A 24,492-nucleotide genomic window follows, 5' to 3' on the forward strand; every position below is an offset into this window, starting at 1 on the left:
TTTTATGGATCGAATCTTGCTTTAATATTCCAGAATTTGAGGGCGCGCCGGAGCGCGTGGGACGACGGGGCCTCCATGAGGACGATCATCTTCGGCGGAGCGGGTTTCGTCGGTCTCAACATCGCCGAAGCTCTGCTGCGGCGCGGCGACGACGTGATGCTGGTCGATCGTACGCCGGTCCCGGCGACGGCGCGCGCCTGGCTCGGGAGGCTCGACGGGCGGCTGACGATGAGGGTCGGCGACGTCACCGATCCCCTCGACGTCGCCGGCGCGATGGCGCACGGCGCCGATGCCGTCGTCTACGGCGCCGCCATCACCGCCGGGCCGAAGCGCGAGGCGGTGGAGCCGGAAGGCATCTTCGCCGTCAACGTGTCGGGCTTCGTGCGCGTCTTGGAGGCGGCGCGGGGACGCGGCGTGCGGCGCGTCGTGAACCTCTCTTCCTCGGCGGCCTACGGCGCGGCGGCGTTCCGCTCGTCCGATCCGCTCCAGGAGAGCACGACGATCCCCGACCCCAACAACCTCTACGGCATCTCCAAGTTCGGCTCCGAGCGGATCGCCGACCGGCTGCGGCACCTTTGGGGGATGGACTTCGTCAACGTGCGTCTCTCGGCCGTGTTCGGCCGCTGGGAGCGCGCCACCGCCGTGCGTGATACGCCGAGCCCGCCGCATCAAGTGCTCAACGCGGCGCTCGCCGGCCGTCCGGCCCTGATCCCGCGGCGCGATCGGCGCGACTACGTCTACGCTCCCGATGCCGCGAAGGCCGTCGTCACCCTGTGCGACGCGCCGCGTCTGCCGTCGGCGCTCTACAACGTCTCGTCCGGGGCGAGCTGGTCGCTCGTCGACTTCGCGGCGGCGCTCGCCGAGCGCATCCCCTTCGAATATCGCCTCTGCAACGAGGGCGAGACGCCGACGATCGATCTGCACATGGAGGCCGACAGGGCGCCGATGTCCATCGAGCGGCTTGCCGCCGAAACCGGCTTTCGGCCCGAATTCGGCCTGCACGAGGCGGTGGACGACCTCGTCGGATGGCTCGACGGGCCGGGGCGGACCTATCTGCGGACCACCGGCGAGGCGCTCTCTAGCCGCTGACCCGGAGGCCGCTGACTCCGCCGGCCGCTGACCCTGTGAGCCGCGCTGGCCCGCAGGGCAGGCCGCCGCTCAGGCGGCGGCGCGGTTCCTGAGGAAGCCGTCGATGCGCTGCATCGCCTCCAGGATGCGGTCCTTGGCGGCGGCGTAGGACACCCGCACATAGCCCTCGCCGAGGATGCCGAAGTCGGGACCGCCGATGAGGGCGACACCGGCCTCGCGCAGCAGCGCATCGGCGAAGGGCTTGGCCTGCCACCCGGTCGCCTTGATGTTGGGGAAGGCGTAGAAGGCGCCCTTCGGCGTGGCGCAGGAGACGCCGGGGAGCGCGTTGAGGGCGTCGACCACCGCGCGGCGACGGTCGTCGAAGGCGGCCACCATCTCGCTCACCGCGTCCTGCGGGCCGGTGAGGGCGGCGATGCCGGCATACTGGGCCGGGGCGTTGACGCAGCTCCAGGCGTTGACGGCGAGCTTGCGGGCGTTGTCGTAGAGCGACTTCGGCCACAGCGACCAACCGAGGCGCCAGCCGGTCATGGCGTAGGTCTTGGAGAAGCCGTCGAGCAGGATCAGCTGGTCGCGCAGCTCCGGAAAGGCGCCGAGCGACACGTGGGGCAGCCCGTCATAGGTCATGCGGCCGTAGATCTCGTCGCTCATCACCGCGACGTCCGGACGGGCGGCGAGGATCTTCGCGAGCTTCGCCACGTCCTCCGGCGGGGTGACGCCGCCGGTGGGGTTCGCCGGCGAGTTGACGATGACGAGGCGCGTCCGGTCGCTGATGAGCGCCTCCACCTCTTCCGGCGCGAAGGCGAAGCCGTTCTCCTCGCGGATCGGCAGCGGCACGGGGGTGGCGCCGGTGAACTCGATCATCGAACGGTAGATCGGGAAGCCTGGGTCCGGATAGAGGATCTCCACCCCCGGCTCGCCGAACATCATGATCGCCATGTACATCGTGACCTTGCCGCCCGGCACGATCATGATGTGGTCGGCGTCGGTGGCGACGCCGGTGCGCATGGCGATGTCGTTCGCCACCACCTCGCGGAGCTCGGGGATGCCGGTGGCGGCGGTGTAGCCGTGATGGCCGTCGCGCAGCGCCTTCACCGCGGCTTCCACGATGTGCGGCGGGGTGGGGAAATCGGGCTGCCCGATGCCCAGATTGATGATGTCGCGCCCCTCCGCGGCGAGCGCGTTGGCGCGGGCGAGAACCGCGAACGCGTTCTCCTCGCCGATGCGGTCGAAGCCGGCCACTGTGTGCAGCATGTTCTATCCTCCCGGGGCGGTCGTCTTAGCGGCCTCGGCGGGCCTCTGCCAAGGGGCGCCTCAGCGGATCGGCGGGGTGCGGTTCACCACCGTCTGCCCGCGCACGCGCTCGCGGTGCAGAATGTAGAGGCCGGACGCGGCGATGATGAGGGTGCCGGCGACCGTCCACCGGTCCGGCGTGTCGTTGAAGACGACGTAGCCGAGCGTGATCATCCAGAACATCTGCATATAGATGAACGGGGCGAGCAGGGAGGCGCTGGCGATGCGATGGGCGATCACGAGCGCGCCGTGGCCCGATGCGCCGAGCGCCCCCATGAGGAAGGCGAGGACCCACTGCCAGCCGTGCAGGCTGGTGAGGGCCCCGTAGGAAAACGGCGACAGCACCACCACGCCGACGAGGGCGGACAGCATCAAGAGGCCCATCGCCGATTCGGTGCGCCGCATGATGCGCGTCATCATGGTGTAGCTCGCGAAGCAGAGCATCGAGAGCACCGAGAGGCCGGCGGCCCAGTGCATCGCCCCGGTGCCCGGCCGCAGCACCACCAAGACGCCGATGAAGCCGACGATGACGGCGCACCAGCGGCGCACGCCCACCTGCTCGCCGAGCACTGGTCCGGCGAGTGCGGTCACCACCATCGGCGCGGCGAAGGTGATGGCGCTGGTCTCGGCGAGCTGCAGATATTGCAGGGCCCAGAAGTTGAAGAAGGTGGCGCCGAGAAGGGTGAGGCCGCGCACCGTTTGGAGGATCGGCTTGCGGGTGCGGAAAGGCGAGAAGTCCCGCCAGACGCGCAGGAAGATCGCCAGCAGCAGCACGTGCGTCGCATAGCGGAGCCAGACCACCTCGACCGAGGCGATCGAGCGGCCGAGATATTTCGCGGTCGCGTCGAGGCAGGCGAACATCGACACCGCGAAGATCATCAGGAGGATGCCCCTGATGGCGGCGCCGGCCTCCGTGTCGGCAGGCGCGAGCGGCACTTAGGCCGTCACGTCCTCGAGGTCGTCGTCTTCGTCGATGTCGTCGGCGTGGGCGATGCCGTTGGCGGCGAGCAAATTCTTTTCCATCTTCCGCAATAGCTTGCGGATCCGCCGACGGTCCTTGTCGTCGAACCCTGCGAGCGCTTCCTTCTCGAGCCTTTTCCAGGTCTTATCCACGTCGCCGATGATGGCACGACCGGGCTCGGTGAGGAAGACCCGTGCGAGCCGTCCGTCCTGCTCGGAGGTCTGGCGGACGACGAAGCCGTGCGCGGCGAGGCGGGTCACCATCTTCGTCACGGTGGGAGGCTGCACGCCGAGGGTGGCGGCGAGCTCGCTCATCGTCTGCCCGTCCTGCCCGCCGAGCGCCTTCAGGACCACCTCCTGGCCCGGGTAGAGGCCGAGAGCGGACAGGTGCGCGCCCGCTCGGCTGCGCTGCGCCTTGGCCGCCTGGGCGAGGCGATGGGTTGCTGACTTCGAATGATCGAACGGCATGGGACCCTCTAGGCTCCGGCTCGTCGACACGGCGAGGGGCGGCGCCGGCACCGGAATTTTGCCGGCTGAATAGGCCGCTCCTTGCGCCGGGGCAAGCGTAGCGAAGGGAAAAATACATCACAAAGCGGGAAAAAGGCGCTCTGTGTGCGCCGAGGGTCACAACGCTGCCATCATCCCGCGAACCCGTGCGGCGTAGGTGGTGCGGGCCTCCGGCGTCGAGGAATCGATGCGGTAGAGGGCGGCGTAGCGGGTGCGCGCGCGCGGATGGCAGATGTAGCGGAAGCCGCGCAGCAGCGTGCGCCGCCCCGGCTCGCCGACGAACTTCGACTGCCAGAAGGTGGCTCCGCAGGTGGTGACCGCGGCGATGGTGGTGATGTTGTGGAGGAGCGGTTGCATCGGCCGGTCCTCGGTCGGCATCGCGAAGGTTGCATGCGGCACCATCACCCGGTCGAGCCAGCCCTTCAGCATCGCCGGCAGCCCGAACCACCACGTCGGGTAGACGAACACGATGGTGTCGCACCAGCGCAGCGAGGCGATGTAGTCGGCGACCGGCCGCTCGTTCTCGCCCTCGGTATGGTAGCCGAGGCGCTCCTCAAGGCTCATCGCCGGGTCGAAGCCTTCGGCGTAGAGGTCGTGCACGCGGCACTCGCGGCCGGGGCGGGCGAGCCCCGTCGTCACTTCGGCGAGGAGATGGGCGCCGAAGCTCTGCGGGTTGGGGTGGCAGAAGACGACGAGGGCGCGCTGGGTCATCGCGCGAGCGTCGGGAAGAGGTAGGGCTTGCCGTAGTCGAAGTCGGGATTGTCCCAGGCGATCATCTTGCCCGGATTGAGCAGCCCCTTGGGATCAGCGCGCCGCTTGAAGGCGAGCTGCACCGCGTCGGTCTCCTTCATGCCGCCCTCTTCCAGCGTGTAGCGGTGGGGGTTGAAGATCGGGCAGCCGTTGTCCTCGTGGATCGCCACGATCTCGTCGAGCCGTGCCTCGGTGGTGTAGCGGATCAGCGGCAGGCCGAAGCAGCCGACGGCCCCGTCGAAGCGGACGAACTCCAGGTGGGTGGGCGCCTCGTCGCCGAAGATCTCGGCGATTCTCAGGACCTTCCCGCAGATGTCGGGCTGCGGATAGAGCACCTGCAGATAGGTGATCGCCGGATCGACGCGCAAGGCGCGCAGCGTGGTGTGGTTCCACGACAGTTCGAAGGCGGCCGGCAGGCGCGCCCGCGTCGCCTCGTCGAGCTGGTCGGAGCGCAGCGTCACCGTGCCGCCGGCGCGGGCGGCGAGACGGGCGACGTCGTCGACGGCGAAGGGAGCGGCGACGACGATCGCCACCGCCTCGCCCGCCGGCAGGTAGGGAGCGTGGCGCTTGAAGTAGCCGGCGACGCTCGCGTCCACCACGGCGACGTTCTTCAGCAGCAGCCCGTCGGCGGCGGCGAGCGTCTCGCCGTAGCGCACCGCCCCTTCCAGCGTCGGAAAGGTGGCGAGAAGGTCGACCCAGGCGTAGGCCGGGGCCAGCGGCATCTCCACCTCGGTGATGACGCCGGTGGTGCCGTAGGCGTGGCTCGCCTTGGCGATGTCGTCGCCGGTGAGGTCGACGACGGACGGGATCGAGCCGTCGAGGGCGGCAAGGCGCAGGCGGATGATGTTGCCGGCGTCGCGCAGGCCGCCCCAGCGGATCGAGCCGACGCCGCCCGAGCCGCCCGCCACGAAGCCGCCGATCGAGGCGGTGTGGTAGGTGGAGGGCGAGAGCCGCAGCTCCTGCCCGCTCGCCCGCGTCGCCTCGTCGATCTTGGCGAGGATCGCGCCGGGCTCGGCCACGACGCGCCCCTCGCCGATCTCGATGACGCGGTCGAGCGCCGAGACGTCGATCACCAGGCCGCCGGCGAGCGGCATCGCCTGGCCGTAGTTGCCGGTGCCGGCGCCGCGCACCGTCACCGGCACGTCGTTGCGCCACGCGGAGCCGAGGGCCGCGTGCAGCTCGTCGACGCTGCGCGGCGTCGCGACGAGGTCGGCGGCCACCGCGTCGAGCTGGCGCTTCAGGACCGGCGAGTACCAGTAGAAGTCGCGGCTCTTCTGCTGGAGGATGCGGGGGTTCTCCTCGAGCGGCACCTCACCGTCGAGCTCGGCCTTCAGCGCGGCGATGTCCATAGGGCATCCAGTTCGCAATAGTCGGGAGGGGAGGCGTCGATCACGGCGCCGGCGCGGATCACCGTGCGGTCGATCTGCGGCCGGCTGAAGAGCTCCGTGGAGTGGCGGGCGCTGAAGAGCACGAGGTCCGCCGGTGCACCGGGAGCGATGCGGCCGTGCTCGGCGAGACCCATGATGGCGGCTGGGGTGGTGGAGAAGGCGCGCGGCCACAGCCCCACCGGGTGGTCGAGGTGGAGCACGCGCGTCGCCTCGCGCCACACCTCGACCATGTCGAGGTCGCCGTAGGCGTAGAACGGGTCGCGCGTGTTGTCGGAGGCGATGGCGACGCGGATGCCCCGGGCGGCCATCTCGTGCACCAGCGTGCCGCCGCGGATGCGCGGCGTGCGCCCGGCGTGGCGGTCCTGCAGATAGAGATTGCAGAGCGGCAGGCTGACGATCGCGAGGCCCGCCTCGGCCACGAGGTCGAGCGTGCGGGCGGCGTCCGCCTCCGGCCGGGCCATCTGCGAGCAGCAGTGGCCGCAGGTGATGGTGCCGGAGAAGCCCACCGCGATCGCCTGCCGCGCCACCTCCTCAAGCACGTTGACGGACGGGTCGAGTGTCTCGTCGACATGGAAGTCGAGGTCGAGGCCGCGATCCTCGGCGGTCACGAGCAGGCGGCGGATGCGCTCGGCGATGTCCGCCTCGGGGGTCAGCACCGCGCCGACGAGGCCGCCGAAGCCGGTGATCTTGTCGAACAGCGGGCCGAGATCCTCCGCCATCGAGGCGGCGTTCATGAGGCTCACGCCCTGGAGCGTGACGCGGTCGGCCCACGCCGCCCGCACCTCGGCGAAGACCGGCCAGGAAATGTCGTCCTGCGGCGGGATGGAATCGATGTGGGTGCGGATCGCCGCCGTGCCGTAGGCGTAGGCGGCGGCGAGGCCGAACTCCATGCGGGCGCGCACGTCCGCCGCGCTCCAGTGGGCGACGCGGTCCTCGCCCGTCGCCTGAAGCGCGCTCATGAACGTCCCGTCGGGGTTCGCCTGGCGCGGCCAGATGTGTCCCTTGTCGAGATGGGTGTGCATGTCGACGAAGGCGGGCACCAGAATGCCGCCGCGGGCGTCGATGTCGCCGCCTTGCCCGGCGGCCGGCTCGACAAGGGCGACGCGGCCCGCCTCGACGCTCACGTCGAAGAGGGCGAGGTCGTCGCCTGGACCCTCCTGGAAGGCTTCGGGAATGGCGGCGTTGGCGACGATCATCGACGGCCCCGGTCCATGGCGCTTTCGTGCCACTTCCCGAGGATGCGGTTGGAGAGCACGCTGAGCGACACGTAGATCAGTATGCCCGTCGCGGAGATGAGGACAAGAGCGGCGAAGAGGCGGGGGATGTTGAGGCGATAGCCCGACTCGATGATGCGCGAGGCGAGGCCCGTGCCGAAGCCCGAGGCGCCGGCCACGAACTCGGCCACCACCGCGCCGATCAGGGCGAGACCGCCGGCGATGCGCAGCCCGCCGAGAAAATAGGGCATCGCCGCCGGGAGCTGCAGATAGCGCAGCGTCTGCCAGCGGCTCGCGCCGTAGAGGCGGTAGAGGTCGCGCAGGTTGCGGTCGGCGGAGTTGAGGCCCAGCGTGGTGTTGGACAGGATCGGGAAGAAGGCGACGATCCAGGCGCAGATCAAAAGCTTCGCGAGGTCGTTGCCGACATAGATGTTGATCAGCGGGAAGATCGCCACGATGGGCGTCACCTGCAGCACCACGGCGATGGGGAAGAAGGAATATTCCACGATCCGCGACTGCGTGAGGGCGATCGCGAGGGCGACGCCGCCGATCGTCGCGAGCGCCAGCGCCAGCAGCGTGATGAGCAGCGTGTTGAGGAGCGAGGGTCCGAGAACCCCGAAGTCGGCGACGATCGTCCACACCACGAGGCCCGGTCGCGGCAGGATGTAGGTGGGGATCTCGTTCGCCGTCACGACGAAGTCCCAGCCCACGACGAGGGCGGCGAGCACCGCGAAGGGCAGGCCGATGCGCAGCCACTTGTCGAGCCGCCGCCGGCGCGCCTCGCGCGAACGGGCGGGCGGCGCGGCGGCGCTCATTCCCCCATCGCCTCGTGGAGGGCGGCGGAGGTGGCGCTGGCGATCTCGCCATAGTGCGCCGAGGTGCGGAAGGCGGCGGTACGCGGCGAGGGCTCGTCGACCACCACCTCCGTTGCGACGTGCCCCGGCCGCCCGGTCATCACCGCGATGCGGGTGGAGAGGTAGACGGATTCGAACACCGAGTGGGTGACGAAGACGATCGTCCACGCCTTCTCCGCCCATAGGTGCAACAGGTCGTCGTTGAGGCGGAAGCGGGTGATCTCGTCGAGCGCGGCGAACGGCTCGTCCATCAGGAGCACCGAGGGCTCGGTGGCGAGAGCACGGGCGATCGAGACGCGCATCTTCATGCCGCCGGAGAGCTCGCGCGGGTAGGAGGTGGCGAAGTCGGCGAGCCCCACGCTCTCGAGCGCGGCCATGATGCGCGGTCCGGCGTCGGCCCGCGACACGCCTTTGAGGCGCAGCGGCAGCCACACATTCTCGAACACCTTGGCCCACGGCATCAAGGTGGGCTCCTGGAAGACGAAGCCCACGTTGCGCGCCCGCTGCGCCGCGCGGCCGGCAACGCCGTCGTGCCAGTCGATGACGCCGGTGGTCGGCTCGTCGAGCCCCGCGACGAGCCGCAGGATGGTCGACTTGCCGCACCCCGACGGGCCGAGCAGGCTCAGGAACTCGCCGCGGCCGACGCTGAGGTCGACGCCGGCGAGCGCCTCGGTGCCGTTGTCGAAGGTCTTGCCGACGCCGGCGAGGGTCACGATGGGCGGCCGCTCGGCGGCGGCCGCGGAGGGATTGGCGATCACCAGGGGCTTATTCGCCGGTCAGCGCCTTCTTCACGTCGAGCCCCACGCCCTTGTCCACGAACTCGAGCGTATAGATCGACTTCACGTCGATGCCCTTCGGCGCGACGCCCGCCGCCACCATCTTGTCGTAGAAGCTCGCGAACCGCTCGTCGGTCATGGCGCCGATGCCGAGCTCCAGCGCGTCGCCGGAATCGACGATGCCGTACTCCTTCATCTTGTCGACCGAATAGTCGAGCTGCGCCTGCGTCATCTCCGGATTGGCCTCAAGGATCAGCGCGTCGGCGGCGGAGCGGTCGCCGTAGAGATAGTTGTACCAGCCGATCGCCGAGCCATCGACGAAGCACTGCACCATCTCCGGGCTCTCCTCCGCGGTCTTCGCCATCACCTCCACCGTGGTGGCGTAGGTGTCGAAGCCGTAGTCGGCGAGCAGGAAGATCACCGGCTTGAAGCCGCCTTGCGTCTCGATCGCGTAGGGCTCGGACGTCACGTAGCCCTGCTGGCCGGAGCGCGGATTGGCGAGGAAGGGGGCCGGGTTGAAGGTGTAGGGTTTGCGCTGATCGGCGCTGAAGCCATACTCGCTGATCATCCATTGATAGTAGGACTGGAAGCCGTTCTCGCCGATCAGGAGGTCGATGGTCTTGAGGCTGTCCCAGGTGTCGAGGCCCTGATCGGGATGGGTCATCAGGACCTGCGGCTCCTTCTGGAAGTGCGCCGCGACGACCTTGAGGGGGATGCCCTGCTCGGCCGCGTTGAAGGCCTGGAGAAGGTTGCCGCCCATGTGGAACTGGATGCGGCCGGCGAGGAGGAGGGCGCGGTTGTTCACCTGCGGCCCGCCGGGGGCGATGGTCACGTCGAGCCCGCACGCCGCGTAGGTGCCGTCGGCGACGGACTGGTAGTAGCCGCCGTGCTCGGCTTGGGGCAGCCAGTTGGTGCCGAACGTCACTGCGGTGAGGTCCTGGGCGTGAGCGGTGCCCGCGGTCGCTGCGGCAAGCGCCAATATAAAAATGCGCGTCATGTCCATCCCTCTGGTGTCCGGCCGTATGCCGACTTTCGGCCATGGTTAGCATCGCCGCTCGGTGCCGCCAACGGGCGGCGCACCCGGCGAGCTCGCCGATCGCGAGCAATTCTCGTGCCGTGCTGGACGGGCGGTCGCCGCTCGACTAGCGTCGCATCATGCTCACGCGTCACACCCCCACGACCATCCGCCGCCCGTTCTCCAACTACGCCCACGCGGTGGAGGTGCCGGCCGGCATGCGGCTTCTCGTCCTGTCCGGCCAGCTCGGCATCGGGGCCGACGAGGCGGTGCCGATCGGCGCGGAGGCCCAGGCCGAGCTGTGCTTTCGCAACATCAGCGCCATCCTCGCCGAGGCGGGGGCGGACGCCTCCAATCTCGTCCGCCTCAACGCCTACGTGGCGGGCCGGGAGCATCTCGCCGGCTACATGGCGGCGCGCAACCGCTTCGTGGGCGACAAGCCCGCGCCGGCCTCCACGCTGATGATCGTCTCGGGCTTTGCGACCGAGGCCTTCGTGGTGGAGGTGGAGGCGATCGCCGCGCTCCCCTGACGCGACGTCGCGACGGGCGGCGGCCGGAACCATCGGCCGTCGAGGCGGTTCCCCGCCCTGACGCCGAGGGGCCCGCCGCCAGCGGGCCTCGTCCACAGGGAGCCCGCCGAGATGACACGCACCGTGACCGCCGCCACCTGCCTCTCCGTACTGGCGCTCGGCGCCGTGACGGCCGCGCTCCCGGAGCCGGAGGAGGGGACGGCCCCCACCGCCTCGCCGATGTCCTCTCCCGCGTCCGCGCCGATGTCCGCGCCGATGTCCTCGCCGGTGGCCGCGACGCCCGAGGCGGCGGCCGAAGCGGCACCGTCGCCCGACCGCCGGCGATCGCCCTCGGAGGTCCACCGGCCGTGACGCGGCGCTTTACGGCCCCCGCTCCCCGGCCATAGGCTGCGGCCCGACCGACCCCGATACCGCCGAAGGACTTCGCCGATGGCCCCGCCGCTGCCGCGCCCCTATTGGGCCGACATGACCGCGCTCGACTTCTCCACCGACACCGACGGCTGGGTCGCGGTGATCCCCACCGCCGCCATCGAGCAGCACGGCCCGCACCTGCCGCTCGGCACCGACACCATCATCGGCGAGGGCATGGTGCGGACGGTGGTGGAGCGCCTGCCGGCCGATCTTCCGGCGACCTTCCTGCCCATCCAGGCGATCGGCAAGTCCAACGAGCACATCGCCTATCGCGGCACCCTCACGATGTCGTGGGAGACGGCGATCAAGGCGTGGATCGAGATCGCCACCTCGGTGGCGCGGGCGGGGATCCGGCGGGTGGTGTTCGTGAACTCCCACGGCGGCAACACCGCGATGCTCGACGTGGTGACGCGCGAGCTGCGGGTGCGCTTCGACATGCTCGCCGTCCACACCGCCTGGTTCCGCTTCGGCGACGCCGACCTCGTCGACGATGCCGAGCGGGCCGTCGGCATCCACGGCGGCACGCTCGAAACGGCGCTGATCCAGCATTTCCGGCCCGATCTCGTGCGCGAGGAGCACATCGCCGACTTCCCGAGCGCGCAGACCGGCCTCAAGGCCGAGTTCACCCACCTCACCGCCCACGGCACTCACCCGTTCGCCTGGAAGTCCGGCGACCTCAATCCGCACGGAGTGGTGGGCGACGCCACCAAGGCGACGCCGGCGATGGGTGCCCAGCTCGCCGCGCACCACGCCGACGGATTTCTCGCGCTGCTGCGCGACGTCGCCCGTATCGATCTCGCCGTCCTGAAATAAGCCTCCGGGCGCGGCAAGACGACTGGACGTCTCGCCGGCCCTATGCCTAGGCTTCTCGAGGTGATCAAGCAGAGGCGCAAGAATAAGCGCCCAGGGGGAGAGGGCTATGATGCGCGGACTTGCGGCGACGATCGTGCTCGTGGGCCTGGGCGGTGCCGCCTGGGCCAGCGACGACACCACCTTCCGCTACGCCTTCCAAGGCGAATTGTCGGGTCTTGACCCCTACACCCTCAACGAGACGTTCTCGCTCGGCACGCTCGCCAACGTCTACGAGGGGCTGATCCGGCGCGGGCCTGACATGGAAATCATCCCGGGTCTCGCCGAGAGCTGGGAGGTGGTGGACGACACCACCTGGCGCTTCCACCTGCGCCGAGGCGTCACCTTCCACAACGGCAACCCCTTCACGGCCGACGACGTGCTGTTCTCGGCCGAGCGTGTGGTGTCGGAGGGCTCCGACCTCGGCGCCCGCATCCCGCCCGGCGCCCAGTTCGTGAAGCTCGACGACTATACGGTGGAGGTGCGCCTGGCGACGCCCAACCCGATCCTCCATTCCGAGTGGGACGCCTGGGCGATCATGGACAAGGAATGGGCCGAGGAGAATGGCGGCGTCGCCGTCACCTCCGCCTCGGCCGAGACGCCCAACTACGCCGCCCTCCACGCCAACGGCACCGGCCCGTTCAAGGTGGTGAGCCACGAGGTGGGGGTGAAGACGGTCTTCGAGGCCAACGAGGACTGGTGGAACTGGGGTGACCGCTCGTTCAACATCGACCGGGTGGAGTTCACCCCCATCGCCTCCGATGCGACGCGCGTCGCCGCCCTTCTCTCCGGCGAGCTCGACATGGCCTACCCGATCCCGGTGCAGGACATCCCGCGCGTCTCCGCCAATCCCGGCACCGAGGTGCTGACCGGGCCGGAGCTGCGCACCATCTTCCTCGGCTTCGATCAGGATCGCGACGAGCTGCTCTATTCCGACGTGAAGGGCACGAACCCCTTCAAGGACGTGCGGGTGCGCAAGGCGGTCTATCTCGCCATCAACGAGGACGCGATCGCGGCGAAGATCATGCGCAACCTCGCGACGCCGTCGGCGCTGATGATCTCACCGTCGCTCTACGCGCGGTCCGGCGAGTTCGAGCGCTTGCCCTACGATCCGGAGCAGGCCAAGGCGCTCCTCGCGGAGGCCGGCTATCCGGACGGCTTCAGTGTCGGCATGGACTGCCCCAACGACCGCTACGTCAACGACGAGCAGATCTGCCAGGCGGTGGTGGCGATGCTCGCCGGCATCGGCATCGACGTGGAGCTCAACGCCCAGCCGAAGGCGAAATTCTTCGGCAAGGTGCTCGCGTCGGGCGGCTACGACACCTCCTTCTACCTGCTCGGCTGGACGGCGGGCTCGCTCGATTCGCACCACGTCATCTTCAACCTCAACACCTGCCGCAACGCCGACGGCACCGAGGGCGGCGCCTTCAACCTCGGCAACTACTGCAACCCCGAGGTCGACGCGCTCGGCGCGAAGATCCTCGTCGAGAACGACCCCGTGATGCGCGACCAGATGATCTTCGACGCCTTCACCATCATCCACGACGAGGTGTCCCATGTGCCGCTGCACCAGCAGGGCCTCGCTTGGGGCAAGGCGGCCGGCGTCGCGCTCGTCCAGCGCCCCGACAACAAACTGCTGTTCGACTACGTGAAGAAGTGAATGGGAGCGGCGGGCGGCGGGACCGCTGAGGCATGATCGCGTTCATCGTGCGGCGCATGGTGCAGGCCGTCGTCGTCATGCTGGTGGTGGCGTTGCTCGCCTTCATGATGTTCCGCTACGTCGGCGATCCGATCAACCAGATGGTCGGGATCGACACCTCGCCGGCGGCGCGCGAGGCGCTGCGCCAGCGCCTCGGCCTCGACGATCCGATGCCGCTGCAGTTCGCCCGCTTCGTGGCGAACGCGGCGCGTGGCGACTTCGGCGTCTCCTACCAGTTCAAACAGCCGGTGGCGGACCTTCTCGCCGCCCGCCTGCCGGCGACGCTGGAGCTGTCCATCGCCTCGGCCCTCTTCGCCCTCCTCGTCGGCATCCCGATGGGGGTCTACACCGGCCTCAACCGCCACGCGCCGCTCGCCAAGCTGTTCCTCGCCGTCTCCCTCGTCGGCATCTCGCTGCCGACCTTCCTCATCGGCATCCTCTTCATCTTCGTCTTCGCGGTGCACCTGCGCTGGCTGCCCTCCTTCGGGCGGGGCGAGGTGGTGGACCTCGGCTTCTGGACCACCGGCCTCCTCACCGTGTCCGGCCTCAAGGCGCTGATCCTGCCGGCGATCACCCTCGGCCTCTTCCAGATGACGTTGATCATGCGCCTGGTGCGGGCGGAAATGCTCGAGGTGATGCGCGCCGACTTCATCCGCTTCTGCCGCGCGCGGGGGCTGACGGCGCGGGCGATCCACTTCGGCCATGCGCTCAAGAACACGCTGGTGCCGGTCATCACCGTCACCGGGCTGCAGCTCGGCTCCGTGATCGCCTTTGCCATCATCACCGAGACGGTGTTTCAGTGGCCGGGCATGGGGCTCCTGTTCCTGCAGGCGGTGCAGAATGTCGATATCCCCATCATGGCGGCCTATCTGATGCTGATCGCGGCGCTCTTCGTCGCGATCAACCTCGTGGTCGATCTCCTCTACGTGGTGGTCGATCCGCGCATCCGCCTCGCGGGGCGGGCGACATGAGCGAGCTGCCGGCCGTCGCCCCGCGGGGCCGCCTCGCCGACTCCGACCTCCTCGCCGCCTTCCTGCGCTCGCGCGTCGCGATGCTCGCGGCGCTCGCGACGCTGCTGATCTTCGCCGCCGCGGCCTTCGCGCCCCTCATCGCGCCGCACGATCCCTACGACCTCGCGTCCCTGTCGCTCCTCGACAGCCTGACGCCGCCGGCCTGGCGCGCCGGTGGGACCACCACCTATCTCCTCGGCACCGACGACCAGGGGCGCGATCTCCTCTCCGCCCTCCTCTACGGCACGCGCATCTCGCTCGCGGTGGGGTTCGCCTCGGTGACCTTCGCGGCGGTGCTCGGCATTTCGCTGGGGCTCGTCGCGGGCTATGTTGGCGGGGTGGTCGACGCGGTCATCATGCGCATAGCCGACGTGCAGCTCACGTTTCCGGCGATCCTCATCGCTCTCCTCATCGACGGGACGGTGCGGGGGTTGCTGCCGGGGCTGACGCGCGAGGAGTCGGCGTTCGGCGTCCTGGTGCTGTCCATCGGCCTCTCGTTCTGGGTGCAATATGCCCGCACCGTGCGCGGCTCCACCCTGGTGGAGGCCAGCAAGGAATACGTGCTGGCGGCGCGCCTCATCGGCCTCTCGCCCGTCACCATCATGGCGCGCCACATCCTGCCCAACGTGCTGGGGCCGGTGCTCGTCATCGCCGCCATCAATCTGGCGCTCGCCATCATCACCGAGGCGACGCTCTCCTTCCTCGGCGTCGGCATGCCGCCGACACAGCCCTCGCTCGGCATGCTGATCCGCGTCGGCCAGGATTATCTCTTCTCCGGCGAGTGGTGGATCATCGTGTTTCCGGGGGCGATGCTCGCGATCCTGGTGCTGTCGGTGAACCTCCTCGGCGACTTTCTGCGCGACGCTCTCAACCCGAAGCTGCGATGACGATGCTCGTGTCCACCCTCGGCACGGCACCCGACCCTGCCGCGCCCCCACCCCCCGCCGCCTCCGCCGAGGCGGCCCACGCCGCCGCTCTCGCCGCGGGGGCCGATGCCGTGGTCACGGCGACGCGCAACACCCCGCGCTGGCTGATGAACCGGAACGGCCGCGGGACGGCGTGGGGGGAGATCAACCGCGCCCTCCTCGCCGCCGCGGACGCTGCCCGCGAGCGGGAAAATCCGGGAGCGCTCATCGTCGGCGCCGTCGGCCCGGTGCATCGGGAGGGGATCGACCGTGTGGTGCCGGAGGCGGAGCTCGAAGCGGCCCACGCCGAGGCGGCGTTGATGGTGGCGGGCGCCGTCGATGCGATCCTCGTCGACGGCGCGGAGACGGCGGCGGAGGCGGTGGTCGCCGCGCGCGCCGCGCTCGCCACCGGCAAGCCGGTCTGGGTGGGGCTGCGGCCCCGCTTCGACGAGGGGCGCGAGCTCTTCTGCGGCACGCCGGTCGAGGAGGCGGTGGCGCGGCTCGGCTGCCTGCCGGTGAAGGCGATCCTCGTCACCGGCGTTTCCGCCGCGGCGGCCCGAACCGCGCTCGAGACGCTGAAGGAGCGGCCGGATGTGCCCCTCGGCGCGCTGCCGGACGCCGGGGCGCCCGACGGCGCGGCGACCCGTCCCGACGACTTCGCCGCCGAGGTGGAGGCGATGCTCGCCGCGGGAGCCCGTCTCGTCGGCGGTGGCGTCGGGGTGGGGCCGAAGCATCTCGCCGCGCTGCGGGCGATGCTGGACGCCAGGCGATGACGCCGGTTCTGCGCGTTACAAATCTTCGCGTGAGCTTTCCGACGCGACGCGGCGTGCTGACGGCGGTCGACGGTGTCTCCTTCGAGATCGCCGCCGGCGAGGTGTTGGGCGTCGTCGGCGAGTCGGGCGCCGGCAAGTCGCTCACCGGGGCCGCCGTCATCGGCCTCGTCGACCTGCCGGGGCGGCTTGCGGGCGGCGAGGTCCATCTCGCCGGCGAGCGCATCGACATCCTCTCCGAGGCCGAGATGCGCAAGGTGCGCGGGCGGCGCATCGGCATGATCTTCCAGGACCCGCTGACGAGCCTCGATCCGCTCAAGACCATCGGCCAGCAGCTCACCGAGACGATCCGCACCCATCTGCCGTTGGGGCGGCGTGCGGCCCGGCGGCGCGCCGTCGAGCTCCTGGAGGAGGTGGGGATTCCCGCCGCCGCCCAGCGCATCGACGCCTATCCCCACGCCTTCTCGGGCGGCATGCGGCAGCGCGTGGTGATCGCCTTGGCGCTCGCCGCCGAGCCCGCCCTCGTGATCGCCGACGAGCCCACCACGGCCCTCGACGTCTCGGTGCAGGCCCAGATCATCGCCGTGCTGAAGCGGATGTGCCGCGAGCACGGGGCGGCGGTGATGCTGATCACCCACGACATGGGGGTGATCGCGGAGACCGCCGACCGCGTGGCAGTGATGTATGCCGGGCGTATCGTGGAGGTGGGGCCGGTGGCCGATGTTGTGCGCCGGCCGCTCCACCCCTACACGGCCGGCCTGATGGCGGCGATCCCGAGCCTTGCGCATCGCACCGAACGCCTTGCGCAGATCCCCGGCGCGATGCCGCGCCTCGACGCCATTCCGCGCGGCTGCGCCTTCCATCCGCGGTGCGCCGAGGCGTTCGCCAAGTGCGTGCTCGCCCGGCCCGAGCCCGCCGTCGTCGGTGCGAGCCGCGTCGCCTGCTTCCTGCACGAGGCGGCGCCGGAGCCGGCACTGGCCACCACATGAGGGGGAGCGCCCCACCCGCGCGAGGCGGCGCGTGCCGGTGGATGGCGGGGCCATGACCGACCCCGTCGCCGGCGATCCTCTCGTCGCGGTAGAGGGGCTTGCGAAGGCCTTCGACGTCTCCGCCCCCTGGCTCGACCGCACCCTCGGCGGCGAGGGGCGACGGCTTCTGCGCGCCGTCGCCGACGTTTCCTTCACCATCGGGCGAGGCGAGACGTTCGCGCTCGTCGGCGAGTCGGGGTCCGGCAAGTCGACCATCGCCCGCCTCGTGGTCGGGCTGATCGAGGCCGATCGGGGCACCGTCACCATCGACGGCGTCGCCATCGGGCGCGTCTCCATGGGCAGGGCGTCGCGCGCCCTCAAGACGCTGCGTCGGCGGATGCAGATGATCTTTCAGGACCCCTTCGCGAGCCTCAATCCGCGGATGCGGGTCGACGCCATCGTGGGGGAGCCGATGCGCGCCTTCGGTCTCGCCCGCGGCCGGCGGCGGCGCGAGAGGGTGGCCGCCCTCCTCACCGCGGTGGGGCTCGATCCGCTCGACGGGCGGCGCTTTCCCCACGAGTTCTCCGGTGGTCAGCGCCAGCGCATCTCGATCGCCCGGGCGCTCGCCTCAGAGCCCCTCTTCCTCGTCTGCGACGAGCCGACCTCCGCCCTCGACGTGTCCGTGCAGGCGCAGATCCTGAACCTTCTGAAGGACCTGCAGGCCGAGCGTGGCCTCACCTTCCTGTTCATCAGCCACAACCTCGCCGTGGTCCAGCACATGGCCGACCGGGTGGGGGTGCTCTATCTCGGCCGACTCGTGGAGGTGGCGCCGGTCGAGACGGTGTTCGTCGCCCCGCTCCACCCCTATACGCGCATGCTGCTCGACGCGGTGCCCGACCTTTCCATGAGCTCGCGCGACCGGCTCAGGGCGACGGGGGAGATCGCCAACCCCATCGATCCGCCGCCCGGCTGCGCCTTCCATCCGCGCTGCCCGCTCGCCGACACGCGCTGCCGGACTGAGCCGCCGCATCTTCTCGCCGCAGGCTCGGGTTTCGTTGCCTGCCATGCCGTGGCGGAGGGGCGGGCGGCGTTGTGATCGGGCCCGGCCCGTGCTAACCGGCGCGCCATGACGCACCGACGATCGCCCCGCTGACCGAACCATAGACTGGCCAAGAGGCCATACCGTCATGCTGCGCGAGCGTCCCATGCCTCCCGATCTCGTTCTTCGGCCCGAGCTGCCCTCGGACGACGATGCCATCGAAACCCTCTACGAGGTCGCCTTCGGGCCGGGCCGCTTCGCACGCACCGCCTATCGGCTGCGTGACGGGGTGCCGCACGACACCGGCACCAGCTTCGTTGCCGATCGCAACGGCCTCGTCATCGGGGCGATCCGCCAGACGCGGGTGAGGGTGGGGGGCGTGCCCGCCTTCCTCCTCGGCCCGCTGGCGGTGGCGGAGACGGCGGCGAAGCAGGGGATCGGACGCGCCCTCCTCACCCGCTGCATCGAGGCCTCGCGCGATACCGAGGCGGTGGCGATCGTCCTCGTGGGGGATCCGCCCTTCTACGGCCCGTCGGGCTTCGTGCAGGTGTGGGACGAGATCCTGATGCCGGGACCGGTGGAGCGTCACCGCCTGATGGCGCTGCCGCTCAAGGGCACGGTCGCTGGCCCGCTCCTCGCCGACGCGTGGTAGAAGGGGCGGCCCGCCGGCGAACCGTACGGGCGCCGACAGGCCGAGAGTTGGTCGTGGGCGCCGGCCGAGCGGCGCCCACGGTCAATGACCTTCGCGCCACCAGGTGCCGCCGACGGCGGCGATCAGGAAGGCGAGGCCGAGGAAGCCCGCGAAGAGCGGCAGACGGTCGACGCCGACGAGCTCGCTCGCCTCGGACTGGCGCAGCCCCAGCCAGTCGCTGCCGGCCATCGCGCGGCCCTCCGTGCGCATCAAGATGCGCGGGGTGTCGGCGACGTCGTTGACGCGGCGGACCGAGCCGCGCGTCGCCTCGGCGATCGGGGCGAGCCGCTCGGTGTCGGAGCGCAGGTCCCGCGCCTCCAGCGGATTGGCCGGGCCGACATGGCCGAGCGCCGTCAGCGTCCCGTCGGTGGCGCGGTAGAGGCCCATTTCCGGATCCGCGATGTCGGCGGTCCAGAGGCCGGGGGCCGATTCCTCCAGCGTCACGTCCTGCGTCTCGCCGGAGGGGGTGGTGAGGGTCACCGGCGCGACGCCGTCGGCGAGCGTCTGCCGCTCGATCGTGAGCGATCCCGCCCCGGCGTCGAGCCGCAATGCCTCCTCCTCGAGCTCCGGCTCCTTCATCAGCCAGTGGGAGAGGCGACGCATCAGCGGCACGTGCGGGCCGCCGCCGTCGAAGCCGCGAGCCCACAGCCAGATGTGGTCCGACATCATCATGGCGACGCGGCCCTCGCCCTCGCGCGACAGGGTGAGGAGGGGGCTCGCGTTGGCGCCCGTCATCACCGTCTCGCCGGCGACCGGGATGGTCTCCACCTGACGGAACCAGTCGCTCCAGGCCGGCGGGCTCGCCTCGCTCCCCGGCAGCTCGCGGGTGACGGGGTGGCGCGCGCCCCGCTCCGACACCGCCGGCCGGAACGGCGCCTCGATCACGTCGCCGGAGGGGGCGGCGGGAAGGGCGGCGGCGAGCGGCGTATGGTAGATGGAGCGCGGCCCGGCATAGTCCGGCCCCGCCGCGATCAGCACCGCCCCGCCGTTCAGGACGTATTGGGCGATGTTGTCGAAATAGAGCGACGGCAGCACGTTGCGGCGGTGATAGCGATCGAAGACGATGAGGTCGAACTCGTCGATCTTCTGGCTGAACAGCTCGCGGGTCGGGAAGGCGATCAGCGACAGCTCGTTGATCGGCGTGCCGTCCTGCTTCTCCGGCGGGCGCAGGATGGTGAAGTGGACGAGATCCACCGAGGCGTCCGACTTCAGGAGGTTGCGCCAGGTGCGCTCGCCCGCGTGCGGCTCGCCGGAGACGAGGAGCACGCGCAGATTCTCCCGCACGCCTTCGACGATGGCGACGGCGGTGTTGTTGACGTCGGTGAGCTCGCCCGGCACCGACGGGACGGCGAACTGGAAGAAGTTGTCGCCGCCGTGCTTGATCGGGGCGGCGACCTCCACCTCCTCGCCCACGGTGACGGTGCGCGTCTCCACCACCTCGTCGTCGATGCGCACCTCGAGCGGCACGCTGGTCTCGGCCGCGCCGGCGTCCTCGACGCGCACCTTGATCGTCTGGGTCGAGCCCACGAGGCCGAAGCGCGGGGCGGCGACGATCTCGATGCGGCGGTCGCGCTCGTCCTCCTCGCCCACCACGAGGGCGTGGAGGGGGGCGTTGAAGGGGGCGGTCTCGGGCACGTCGTGCACCTGTCCGTCGGTCACCATCACGGCGCCGGCGATGCGGTCGGGCGGCACGTCGCCGAGGAGATCGGCGAGCGGGCCGAAGAGGGCGGTGCCGTCCTGGTCGGCGGGCGGGCGGTCGACGGTGAGGGTGCGCACCTCGAGACCCGGGGTCGCCTCCAGGCGGCGCGTCAGGTCCGCGGCCACTCGGTCGGTCGCGGCGAGGCGGCCGGCGGTGCGCTGGCTCTGCGAGCGGTCGACCACCACCGCGACCACGCCGTCGAGCGGCTCGCGGATCTCGCGCTGCAGGGCGGGGTTGAGGAGGGCGATGGCGAAGAGCGCCACCGCCACGAGGCGGAAGGCCGAGCCGCGTACGTGCCGCACCACGCCGAGCCCCGCGAGCGTCAGCCCGACGACCGCGAAGGCGGCCACGAGCCACACCGGCACGAACGGCGAGAAGGCGACGGAGACGTCCATCAAGCCGCTCATTGGCCGAGGCGCTCCAGCAGCGCCGGGATGTGCACCTGATCGGCCTTATAGTTGCCGGTCATGGTGTAGATCGCGATGTTGATGCCGGCCCGCAGCGCGATCTCGCGCTGGTAGGGGTCGTTCGGAACCGTCGGGAACATGTAGCTGCCGTCCTCCGCGATCGCCCAGGCGCCCGCGAAATCGTTGGCGGTGATGATGATCGGCGACACGCCGTCGCCGGCGCGGGCCGGGCGGTCTTCCATCTCCTCGGTGGTGAGGGCCTCGACCCACAGGGGCGAGCCGGACCAGCGGCCGGGAAAGCCGGAGAGGAGGTAGAAGGTCTTGGTGAGCACGTGGTCCTGCGGCACCGGCTCGAGGGGCGGAATGTCGAGCCCGTCGAGGATCCGGCGCAGCGCCATCGTGGAGGGTGAGGTGGTGTTGAGCACGGCGCCGCCCTGGTCGCGGGTGTCGAACAGGATCGTTCCGCCGTTCTTCATGTAGGCGTCCACCTTGGCGATCGCCGTGTCGGAGGGGCGCGGGGTCGACGGCGAGAGCGGCCAGTAGAGGAGAGGGAAGAAGGCGAGATCGTCCGTCTCGATGTTGACCGACATGGGCTCGGCGGGCTCCACCGCAGTGCGGCGGGTGAGTGCCTCCGACAGGCCCTTGAGGCCGGCCTCGCTGATCCTGTCGAGCTCGGCGTCGCCCGTCGCCACGTAGGCGAGGCGGGTGTGCAGCGAGGCGCGCATCGCGAATTCGAGGGCGGCGGGGCTCAGCTCCTCGGCGGCGGCGCGGTCGGGCACGAGGGGGATCAGGGCGAGGAGCACGAGGCCCGCCGCGACCGCACTGCGCCGCAACGCCCCCATCAGGATCAATATGGCGAGGGCGTCGACGAGGAGGAGAACCGCAGCCATGGTCAGGAACATGCCTTTCAGCTCAGTGGGTCCGTCGGTGGTGTAGCTGGCGACGGCGGCGTTCGGCAGCGCGTCGGGGGTGAGGGCGGTCAGCGTCTCGCCGTCGGCGAGGAGGTTGACCGCGCGGAAGGCGCCGTCCGCGCCGTAGAGACCGGGCGGATGGCGGGGGCCGAGGACGGCGTTGCCGGCGGGCAGCGGTTCCACCTTGGAGCCGGGCGCCACCAGGCGGCCGGCGCCGTCGAGCACCCGATAGGGCGGCAGCGCGGGCCGGCCCTCCGCGCTCGCCTCACCCCCCATCGTGGTGGAGGAGAGGGAGACCACCGCCCGCAGCATCTCCACGAAGCTGCCGGACAGCGGCAGGGTCGACCAGCTCGTGTCGGCGGTGACGTGGAAGAACACCACCCACCCCGCGCCGATGCCGCGGCCGGTGACGAACGGGGTGCCGTCGCCGAGGCTGGCCCAGGTGCGCTCGGTGAGCGCGATCGACGGCTCGGCGAGGAGCTGGCGGCGCACCGTCACGTCGTTGGGCACGGTGAGGTCGGCGAACGGGCCGTTGGCGGCGAAGTCGGTGAGCGGCTGCGGATCGTTCCACGAGAGGGTGCCGCCGAGGGTGCGGGCGCCCTCGCGCATCGGCACGGGAACGAGGTCGTCCATTCCGTCGGCGGTGCGCGAGCCGGCGAAGCGGATGAGCACGCCGCCGGCGTTGATCCAGCGGGCGAGGGCGTCCTGCGTCGAGGGGAGGAGGGTGCCGACGTCGGCGAGGACGATGACCGAGGTGCCGGCGTCGATGAGCTCGTTCACCGCGCTCGGCAGGTCCCGCGCGGTGGGCACGCGCAGGTCCGACGACGGCGCCAGCGCGGCCCGCAGATAGTGGAGCGGCGACAGGAGGGGCTGGGCCTGGTCGAACGAGGCGCCCGAGATCAGCCCCACGGTGCGGCGGCGGAAGCGCTCGTCGAGCAGGCGCACGGCGGCGGCGTTGCGCTCGCCGCCCACCGTCACGCGCATCGCATCGTTGCGCAGCTCGGTGGGGAGGGCGAGGTCCACGGTGGCGCTGGTGGCGCCGGGGCCGAAGGTGGCGGCGCCCTCGCCGAGGACGAAGCCGCGCTGGTCGAGGATGCGCACCTGGCGCGGCAGCGGGCCGGGGAAGGCGTCGCTCACCAGCGTCACGGCCATGCCGTCGGCCGTCGCCGTCACGTCGGACACGCCCACGAGGCGGCCGCTCTCGGGCAGGAACACGCGCACCGGGGCGGCGCTCGCCGCGTCGAGGGCGGCGAGGAAGGCGGTGTCGTCGTCGCCGGCGAGGCCGTCGGAGAGCCAGGCGGCACCGCCGACCTCGATGCCGGCGAGCCGTTCGGCGAGGGCGCCGCGCTGGGCAGGCCACGGCTGCGGCGAGAGGCTGCGCAGGAGCTCGCGCGCCTCCTGCGGGCTCTGGCCGGTGAGGGCGGGGGCGGGATCGGCGGTCCCGACCAGGATCACGGCGCGGTTCGCCGCCTCCGCCGCGGCGATCTGGCGCTCGGCGAGGGCGACGCGGCTGTCCCAGTCGTCGGCCGCGGCGAAGGTGTCGTCGATCGCGATCAGCATCGGCCCGTCGCCGGCGGCGATCGGCGCATCGGGCCTCAGCACCGGCTGGGCGAGGGCGATGATCACCAAGGCGGCGAGCATCAGGCGGATCAGCATCAGCCACCAGGGCGTGCGCGACGGCGTCTCTTCACGCTTCGTGAGGCCGAGGAGAAGGCGGGTCGGTGCGAAGGTGATGTCGCGCGGGCGCGGCGGGGTGGCGCGCAACAGCCACCACAGCACCGGCAGGAGCAGCAGCGCCCAGAGCACGGCGGGGGCGCCGAAGGCGAGGTCGGTCATCCGCGACGCTCCTGGTGGGCCGCGCCCTCGCCGGCGAGCCCGTTGCGCAAGGCAAGCAAGGCCGGGGCGGCGGACCGGTCGGTGTGGTGGATGATGAGCGAGCTGCCGAGCCGACGGGCTTCGGCGGCGAGGGCTTCCTTGTGGGCGGCGAGCGTGTCGCGGTAGCCGGCGCGCCAGGCCTCCGCCTTGCCGACGAGGAAGGCGAAGCCCGTCTCGGGGTCGACGAAGCGGTTGCGGCCGTCGAAGGGGAAGGTCTCCTCCACCGGATCGAGCACCTGCACGAGATGGGTGCGCGCGCCGCGGCCGGCGAGGGCGTGGAACACCGGGCGCCAAGTGTCGATGGGATCGAGGAAGTCGCCGATGAGGACCACATCGGAGTAGCGGCGCACGGCGTCGAGCCGCGGCGTCGCCTCCTCGTCGGCGGTGGCGGCGGTCTCGCTGAGCGCCTCGGCGATGCGATCGGCGGCGTTGCGCTGGGCGGACGGCGGCGGGCCGCCGGCGAGGCCGATCCGCTCGCCGCCGCGGCCGAGGAGATCGGCGAGGGCGAGGAGGAGGACCACGGCGCGCTCCTCCTTGGAGGCGGTGGCGAGGCGCGAGCGGGCGCGCATGGAGGCCGTGCGGTCGGCCCAGAGGGTGACGCTGTGGGCCGACTCCCATTCGCGCTCGCGCACCAGAAGGGTGTCGTCGCGGGCGGAGCGGCGCCAGTCGATGCGGCGGGCGGGTTCGCCGAACTCGAAGGGGCGGAACTGCCAGAAGGTCTCGCCGGGGCCGGCCCGGCGGCGGCCGTGCCAGCCCGCGGCGACCGACGCCGCCACGCGCTTCGCCTCCACCAGGAGGTCCGGAAGGTTTGCCGAGGCCGACTTGGCGGCGATCATCGCCGCGTCGGCCGGCGGGTGCGACGCCTCGGATTCTGGGCGTCTGAGC

At 71.0% G+C, this 24,492-nt stretch carries 23 protein-coding genes; 11 read left to right on the forward strand and 12 right to left on the reverse strand.

What is annotated here, in order from left to right; translation table 11 throughout:
• Positions 1–75 precede the first annotated feature (75 nt).
• Positions 76–1,089 (forward strand): NAD-dependent epimerase/dehydratase family protein, encoded by a 1,014-nt coding sequence (locus JCR33_RS09555; RefSeq protein ID WP_198881833.1) that lies wholly within the window; start codon positions 76–78, stop codon positions 1,087–1,089.
• Positions 1,090–1,158: 69 nt separating this feature from the next.
• Here JCR33_RS09555 and JCR33_RS09560 read toward each other — a convergent pair whose 3' ends face one another.
• From JCR33_RS09560 to JCR33_RS09600, 9 genes are all read right to left on the reverse strand, one after another.
• Positions 1,159–2,340 carry a pyridoxal phosphate-dependent aminotransferase gene (locus JCR33_RS09560; protein WP_198881834.1) on the reverse strand — a complete coding sequence of 394 codons (1,182 nt, stop codon included), beginning with the start codon at positions 2,338–2,340 and terminating at the stop codon, positions 1,159–1,161.
• A 60-nt stretch (positions 2,341–2,400) separates the two neighbouring features.
• Entirely contained in the window at positions 2,401–3,315 is a 915-nt protein-coding gene (locus JCR33_RS09565) for a DMT family transporter (RefSeq protein ID WP_332461155.1), read from the reverse strand.
• Entirely contained in the window at positions 3,316–3,807 is a 492-nt protein-coding gene (locus tag JCR33_RS09570; protein WP_198881835.1) for a MarR family winged helix-turn-helix transcriptional regulator, read from the reverse strand. It abuts the gene before it with no gap.
• A gap of 156 nt (positions 3,808–3,963) precedes the next feature.
• Complete coding sequence (locus JCR33_RS09575) at positions 3,964–4,557, reverse strand: NAD(P)H-dependent oxidoreductase (RefSeq protein ID WP_198881836.1); 594 nt, start codon at positions 4,555–4,557, stop codon at positions 3,964–3,966.
• Positions 4,554–5,945 (reverse strand): FAD-binding oxidoreductase, encoded by a 1,392-nt coding sequence (locus JCR33_RS09580; RefSeq protein WP_198881837.1) that lies wholly within the window; start codon positions 5,943–5,945, stop codon positions 4,554–4,556. The genes JCR33_RS09575 and JCR33_RS09580 overlap by 4 nt, the downstream gene beginning before the upstream one ends.
• Positions 5,927–7,180 (reverse strand): cytosine deaminase, encoded by a 1,254-nt coding sequence (locus JCR33_RS09585; protein ID WP_198881838.1) that lies wholly within the window; start codon positions 7,178–7,180, stop codon positions 5,927–5,929. Before JCR33_RS09585 ends, JCR33_RS09580 begins: the two co-directional genes overlap by 19 nt.
• Positions 7,177–8,013, reverse strand: coding sequence for an ABC transporter permease (locus tag JCR33_RS09590; protein ID WP_198881839.1), 837 nt, complete (start codon positions 8,011–8,013; stop codon positions 7,177–7,179). The genes JCR33_RS09585 and JCR33_RS09590 overlap by 4 nt, the downstream gene beginning before the upstream one ends.
• Positions 8,010–8,813, reverse strand: coding sequence for an ABC transporter ATP-binding protein (locus tag JCR33_RS09595; RefSeq protein ID WP_198882198.1), 804 nt, complete (start codon positions 8,811–8,813; stop codon positions 8,010–8,012). The genes JCR33_RS09590 and JCR33_RS09595 overlap by 4 nt, the downstream gene beginning before the upstream one ends.
• Before the next feature lie 4 nt (positions 8,814–8,817).
• Positions 8,818–9,825: an ABC transporter substrate-binding protein gene (locus JCR33_RS09600; RefSeq protein ID WP_232372477.1), complete on the reverse strand. Its 1,008-nt coding sequence runs from the start codon at positions 9,823–9,825 to the stop codon at positions 8,818–8,820.
• Positions 9,826–9,983: 158 nt separating this feature from the next.
• On the opposite strand from JCR33_RS09600, the gene JCR33_RS09605 reads away from it, so the two are divergent.
• From JCR33_RS09605 to JCR33_RS09650, 10 genes are all read left to right on the forward strand, one after another.
• Entirely contained in the window at positions 9,984–10,373 is a 390-nt protein-coding gene (locus JCR33_RS09605) for a RidA family protein (RefSeq protein ID WP_198881841.1), read from the forward strand.
• 111 nt (positions 10,374–10,484) lie between these two features.
• Complete coding sequence (locus tag JCR33_RS09610; RefSeq protein WP_198881842.1) at positions 10,485–10,724, forward strand: hypothetical protein; 240 nt, start codon at positions 10,485–10,487, stop codon at positions 10,722–10,724.
• Positions 10,725–10,802: 78 nt separating this feature from the next.
• Positions 10,803–11,597: a creatininase family protein gene (locus tag JCR33_RS09615; protein WP_198881843.1), complete on the forward strand. Its 795-nt coding sequence runs from the start codon at positions 10,803–10,805 to the stop codon at positions 11,595–11,597.
• 109 nt (positions 11,598–11,706) lie between these two features.
• Complete coding sequence (locus tag JCR33_RS09620) at positions 11,707–13,293, forward strand: ABC transporter substrate-binding protein (RefSeq protein WP_198882199.1); 1,587 nt, start codon at positions 11,707–11,709, stop codon at positions 13,291–13,293.
• Positions 13,294–13,325: 32 nt separating this feature from the next.
• Entirely contained in the window at positions 13,326–14,303 is a 978-nt protein-coding gene (locus tag JCR33_RS09625; protein WP_198881844.1) for an ABC transporter permease, read from the forward strand.
• Positions 14,300–15,229, forward strand: coding sequence for an ABC transporter permease (locus tag JCR33_RS09630; protein ID WP_198881845.1), 930 nt, complete (start codon positions 14,300–14,302; stop codon positions 15,227–15,229). Before JCR33_RS09625 ends, JCR33_RS09630 begins: the two co-directional genes overlap by 4 nt.
• Positions 15,226–16,020, forward strand: coding sequence for a homocysteine S-methyltransferase family protein (locus tag JCR33_RS09635; RefSeq protein ID WP_198881846.1), 795 nt, complete (start codon positions 15,226–15,228; stop codon positions 16,018–16,020). The genes JCR33_RS09630 and JCR33_RS09635 overlap by 4 nt, the downstream gene beginning before the upstream one ends.
• Positions 16,017–17,006: an ABC transporter ATP-binding protein gene (locus tag JCR33_RS09640; protein WP_198881847.1), complete on the forward strand. Its 990-nt coding sequence runs from the start codon at positions 16,017–16,019 to the stop codon at positions 17,004–17,006. Before JCR33_RS09635 ends, JCR33_RS09640 begins: the two co-directional genes overlap by 4 nt.
• 52 nt (positions 17,007–17,058) lie before the next feature.
• Complete coding sequence (locus JCR33_RS09645; RefSeq protein ID WP_198881848.1) at positions 17,059–18,081, forward strand: ABC transporter ATP-binding protein; 1,023 nt, start codon at positions 17,059–17,061, stop codon at positions 18,079–18,081.
• A 109-nt stretch (positions 18,082–18,190) separates the two neighbouring features.
• Positions 18,191–18,676: a GNAT family N-acetyltransferase gene (locus tag JCR33_RS09650; RefSeq protein ID WP_198881849.1), complete on the forward strand. Its 486-nt coding sequence runs from the start codon at positions 18,191–18,193 to the stop codon at positions 18,674–18,676.
• An 81-nt stretch (positions 18,677–18,757) separates the two neighbouring features.
• On the opposite strand, the gene JCR33_RS09655 is transcribed toward JCR33_RS09650, so the two are convergent.
• Genes JCR33_RS09655 through JCR33_RS09665 form a run of 3 tightly spaced genes read right to left on the reverse strand, consistent with a single transcriptional unit; the run spans position 18,758 to position 24,443 of the window.
• Positions 18,758–20,809, reverse strand: coding sequence for a hypothetical protein (locus tag JCR33_RS09655; protein WP_198882200.1), 2,052 nt, complete (start codon positions 20,807–20,809; stop codon positions 18,758–18,760).
• Positions 20,810–20,817: 8 nt separating this feature from the next.
• A complete protein-coding gene (locus JCR33_RS09660) occupies positions 20,818–23,568 on the reverse strand; it encodes a DUF4159 domain-containing protein (RefSeq protein ID WP_198881850.1) in 2,751 nt (916 codons plus the stop codon).
• A complete protein-coding gene (locus JCR33_RS09665; RefSeq protein WP_198881851.1) occupies positions 23,565–24,443 on the reverse strand; it encodes a DUF58 domain-containing protein in 879 nt (292 codons plus the stop codon). Before JCR33_RS09665 ends, JCR33_RS09660 begins: the two co-directional genes overlap by 4 nt.
• Positions 24,444–24,492: the final 49 nt, after the last annotated feature.

Source organism: Acuticoccus mangrovi (assembly GCF_016411865.1).
Classification (GTDB): domain Bacteria; phylum Pseudomonadota; class Alphaproteobacteria; order Rhizobiales; family Amorphaceae; genus Acuticoccus; species Acuticoccus mangrovi.

Bases quoted from the DNA above. Each gene is read 5' to 3' on its own strand.
- JCR33_RS09555 (WP_198881833.1), top strand. From the start codon at position 76: ATGAGGACGATCATCTTCGGCGGAGCGGGTTTCGTCGGTCTCAACATC.
- JCR33_RS09560 (WP_198881834.1), bottom strand. From the start codon at position 2,340: ATGCTGCACACAGTGGCCGGCTTCGACCGCATCGGCGAGGAGAACGCG.
- JCR33_RS09570 (WP_198881835.1), bottom strand. From the start codon at position 3,807: ATGCCGTTCGATCATTCGAAGTCAGCAACCCATCGCCTCGCCCAGGCG.
- JCR33_RS09575 (WP_198881836.1), bottom strand. From the start codon at position 4,557: ATGACCCAGCGCGCCCTCGTCGTCTTCTGCCACCCCAACCCGCAGAGC.
- JCR33_RS09580 (WP_198881837.1), bottom strand. From the start codon at position 5,945: ATGGACATCGCCGCGCTGAAGGCCGAGCTCGACGGTGAGGTGCCGCTC.
- JCR33_RS09585 (WP_198881838.1), bottom strand. From the start codon at position 7,180: ATGATCGTCGCCAACGCCGCCATTCCCGAAGCCTTCCAGGAGGGTCCA.
- JCR33_RS09590 (WP_198881839.1), bottom strand. From the start codon at position 8,013: ATGAGCGCCGCCGCGCCGCCCGCCCGTTCGCGCGAGGCGCGCCGGCGG.
- JCR33_RS09600 (WP_232372477.1), bottom strand. From the start codon at position 9,825: ATGACGCGCATTTTTATATTGGCGCTTGCCGCAGCGACCGCGGGCACC.
- JCR33_RS09605 (WP_198881841.1), top strand. From the start codon at position 9,984: ATGCTCACGCGTCACACCCCCACGACCATCCGCCGCCCGTTCTCCAAC.
- JCR33_RS09610 (WP_198881842.1), top strand. From the start codon at position 10,485: ATGACACGCACCGTGACCGCCGCCACCTGCCTCTCCGTACTGGCGCTC.
- JCR33_RS09615 (WP_198881843.1), top strand. From the start codon at position 10,803: ATGGCCCCGCCGCTGCCGCGCCCCTATTGGGCCGACATGACCGCGCTC.
- JCR33_RS09620 (WP_198882199.1), top strand. From the start codon at position 11,707: ATGCGCGGACTTGCGGCGACGATCGTGCTCGTGGGCCTGGGCGGTGCC.
- JCR33_RS09625 (WP_198881844.1), top strand. From the start codon at position 13,326: ATGATCGCGTTCATCGTGCGGCGCATGGTGCAGGCCGTCGTCGTCATG.
- JCR33_RS09630 (WP_198881845.1), top strand. From the start codon at position 14,300: ATGAGCGAGCTGCCGGCCGTCGCCCCGCGGGGCCGCCTCGCCGACTCC.
- JCR33_RS09635 (WP_198881846.1), top strand. From the start codon at position 15,226: ATGACGATGCTCGTGTCCACCCTCGGCACGGCACCCGACCCTGCCGCG.
- JCR33_RS09640 (WP_198881847.1), top strand. From the start codon at position 16,017: ATGACGCCGGTTCTGCGCGTTACAAATCTTCGCGTGAGCTTTCCGACG.
- JCR33_RS09645 (WP_198881848.1), top strand. From the start codon at position 17,059: ATGACCGACCCCGTCGCCGGCGATCCTCTCGTCGCGGTAGAGGGGCTT.
- JCR33_RS09650 (WP_198881849.1), top strand. From the start codon at position 18,191: ATGCCTCCCGATCTCGTTCTTCGGCCCGAGCTGCCCTCGGACGACGAT.
- JCR33_RS09655 (WP_198882200.1), bottom strand. From the start codon at position 20,809: ATGGACGTCTCCGTCGCCTTCTCGCCGTTCGTGCCGGTGTGGCTCGTG.
- JCR33_RS09660 (WP_198881850.1), bottom strand. From the start codon at position 23,568: ATGACCGACCTCGCCTTCGGCGCCCCCGCCGTGCTCTGGGCGCTGCTG.
- JCR33_RS09665 (WP_198881851.1), bottom strand. From the start codon at position 24,443: ATGATCGCCGCCAAGTCGGCCTCGGCAAACCTTCCGGACCTCCTGGTG.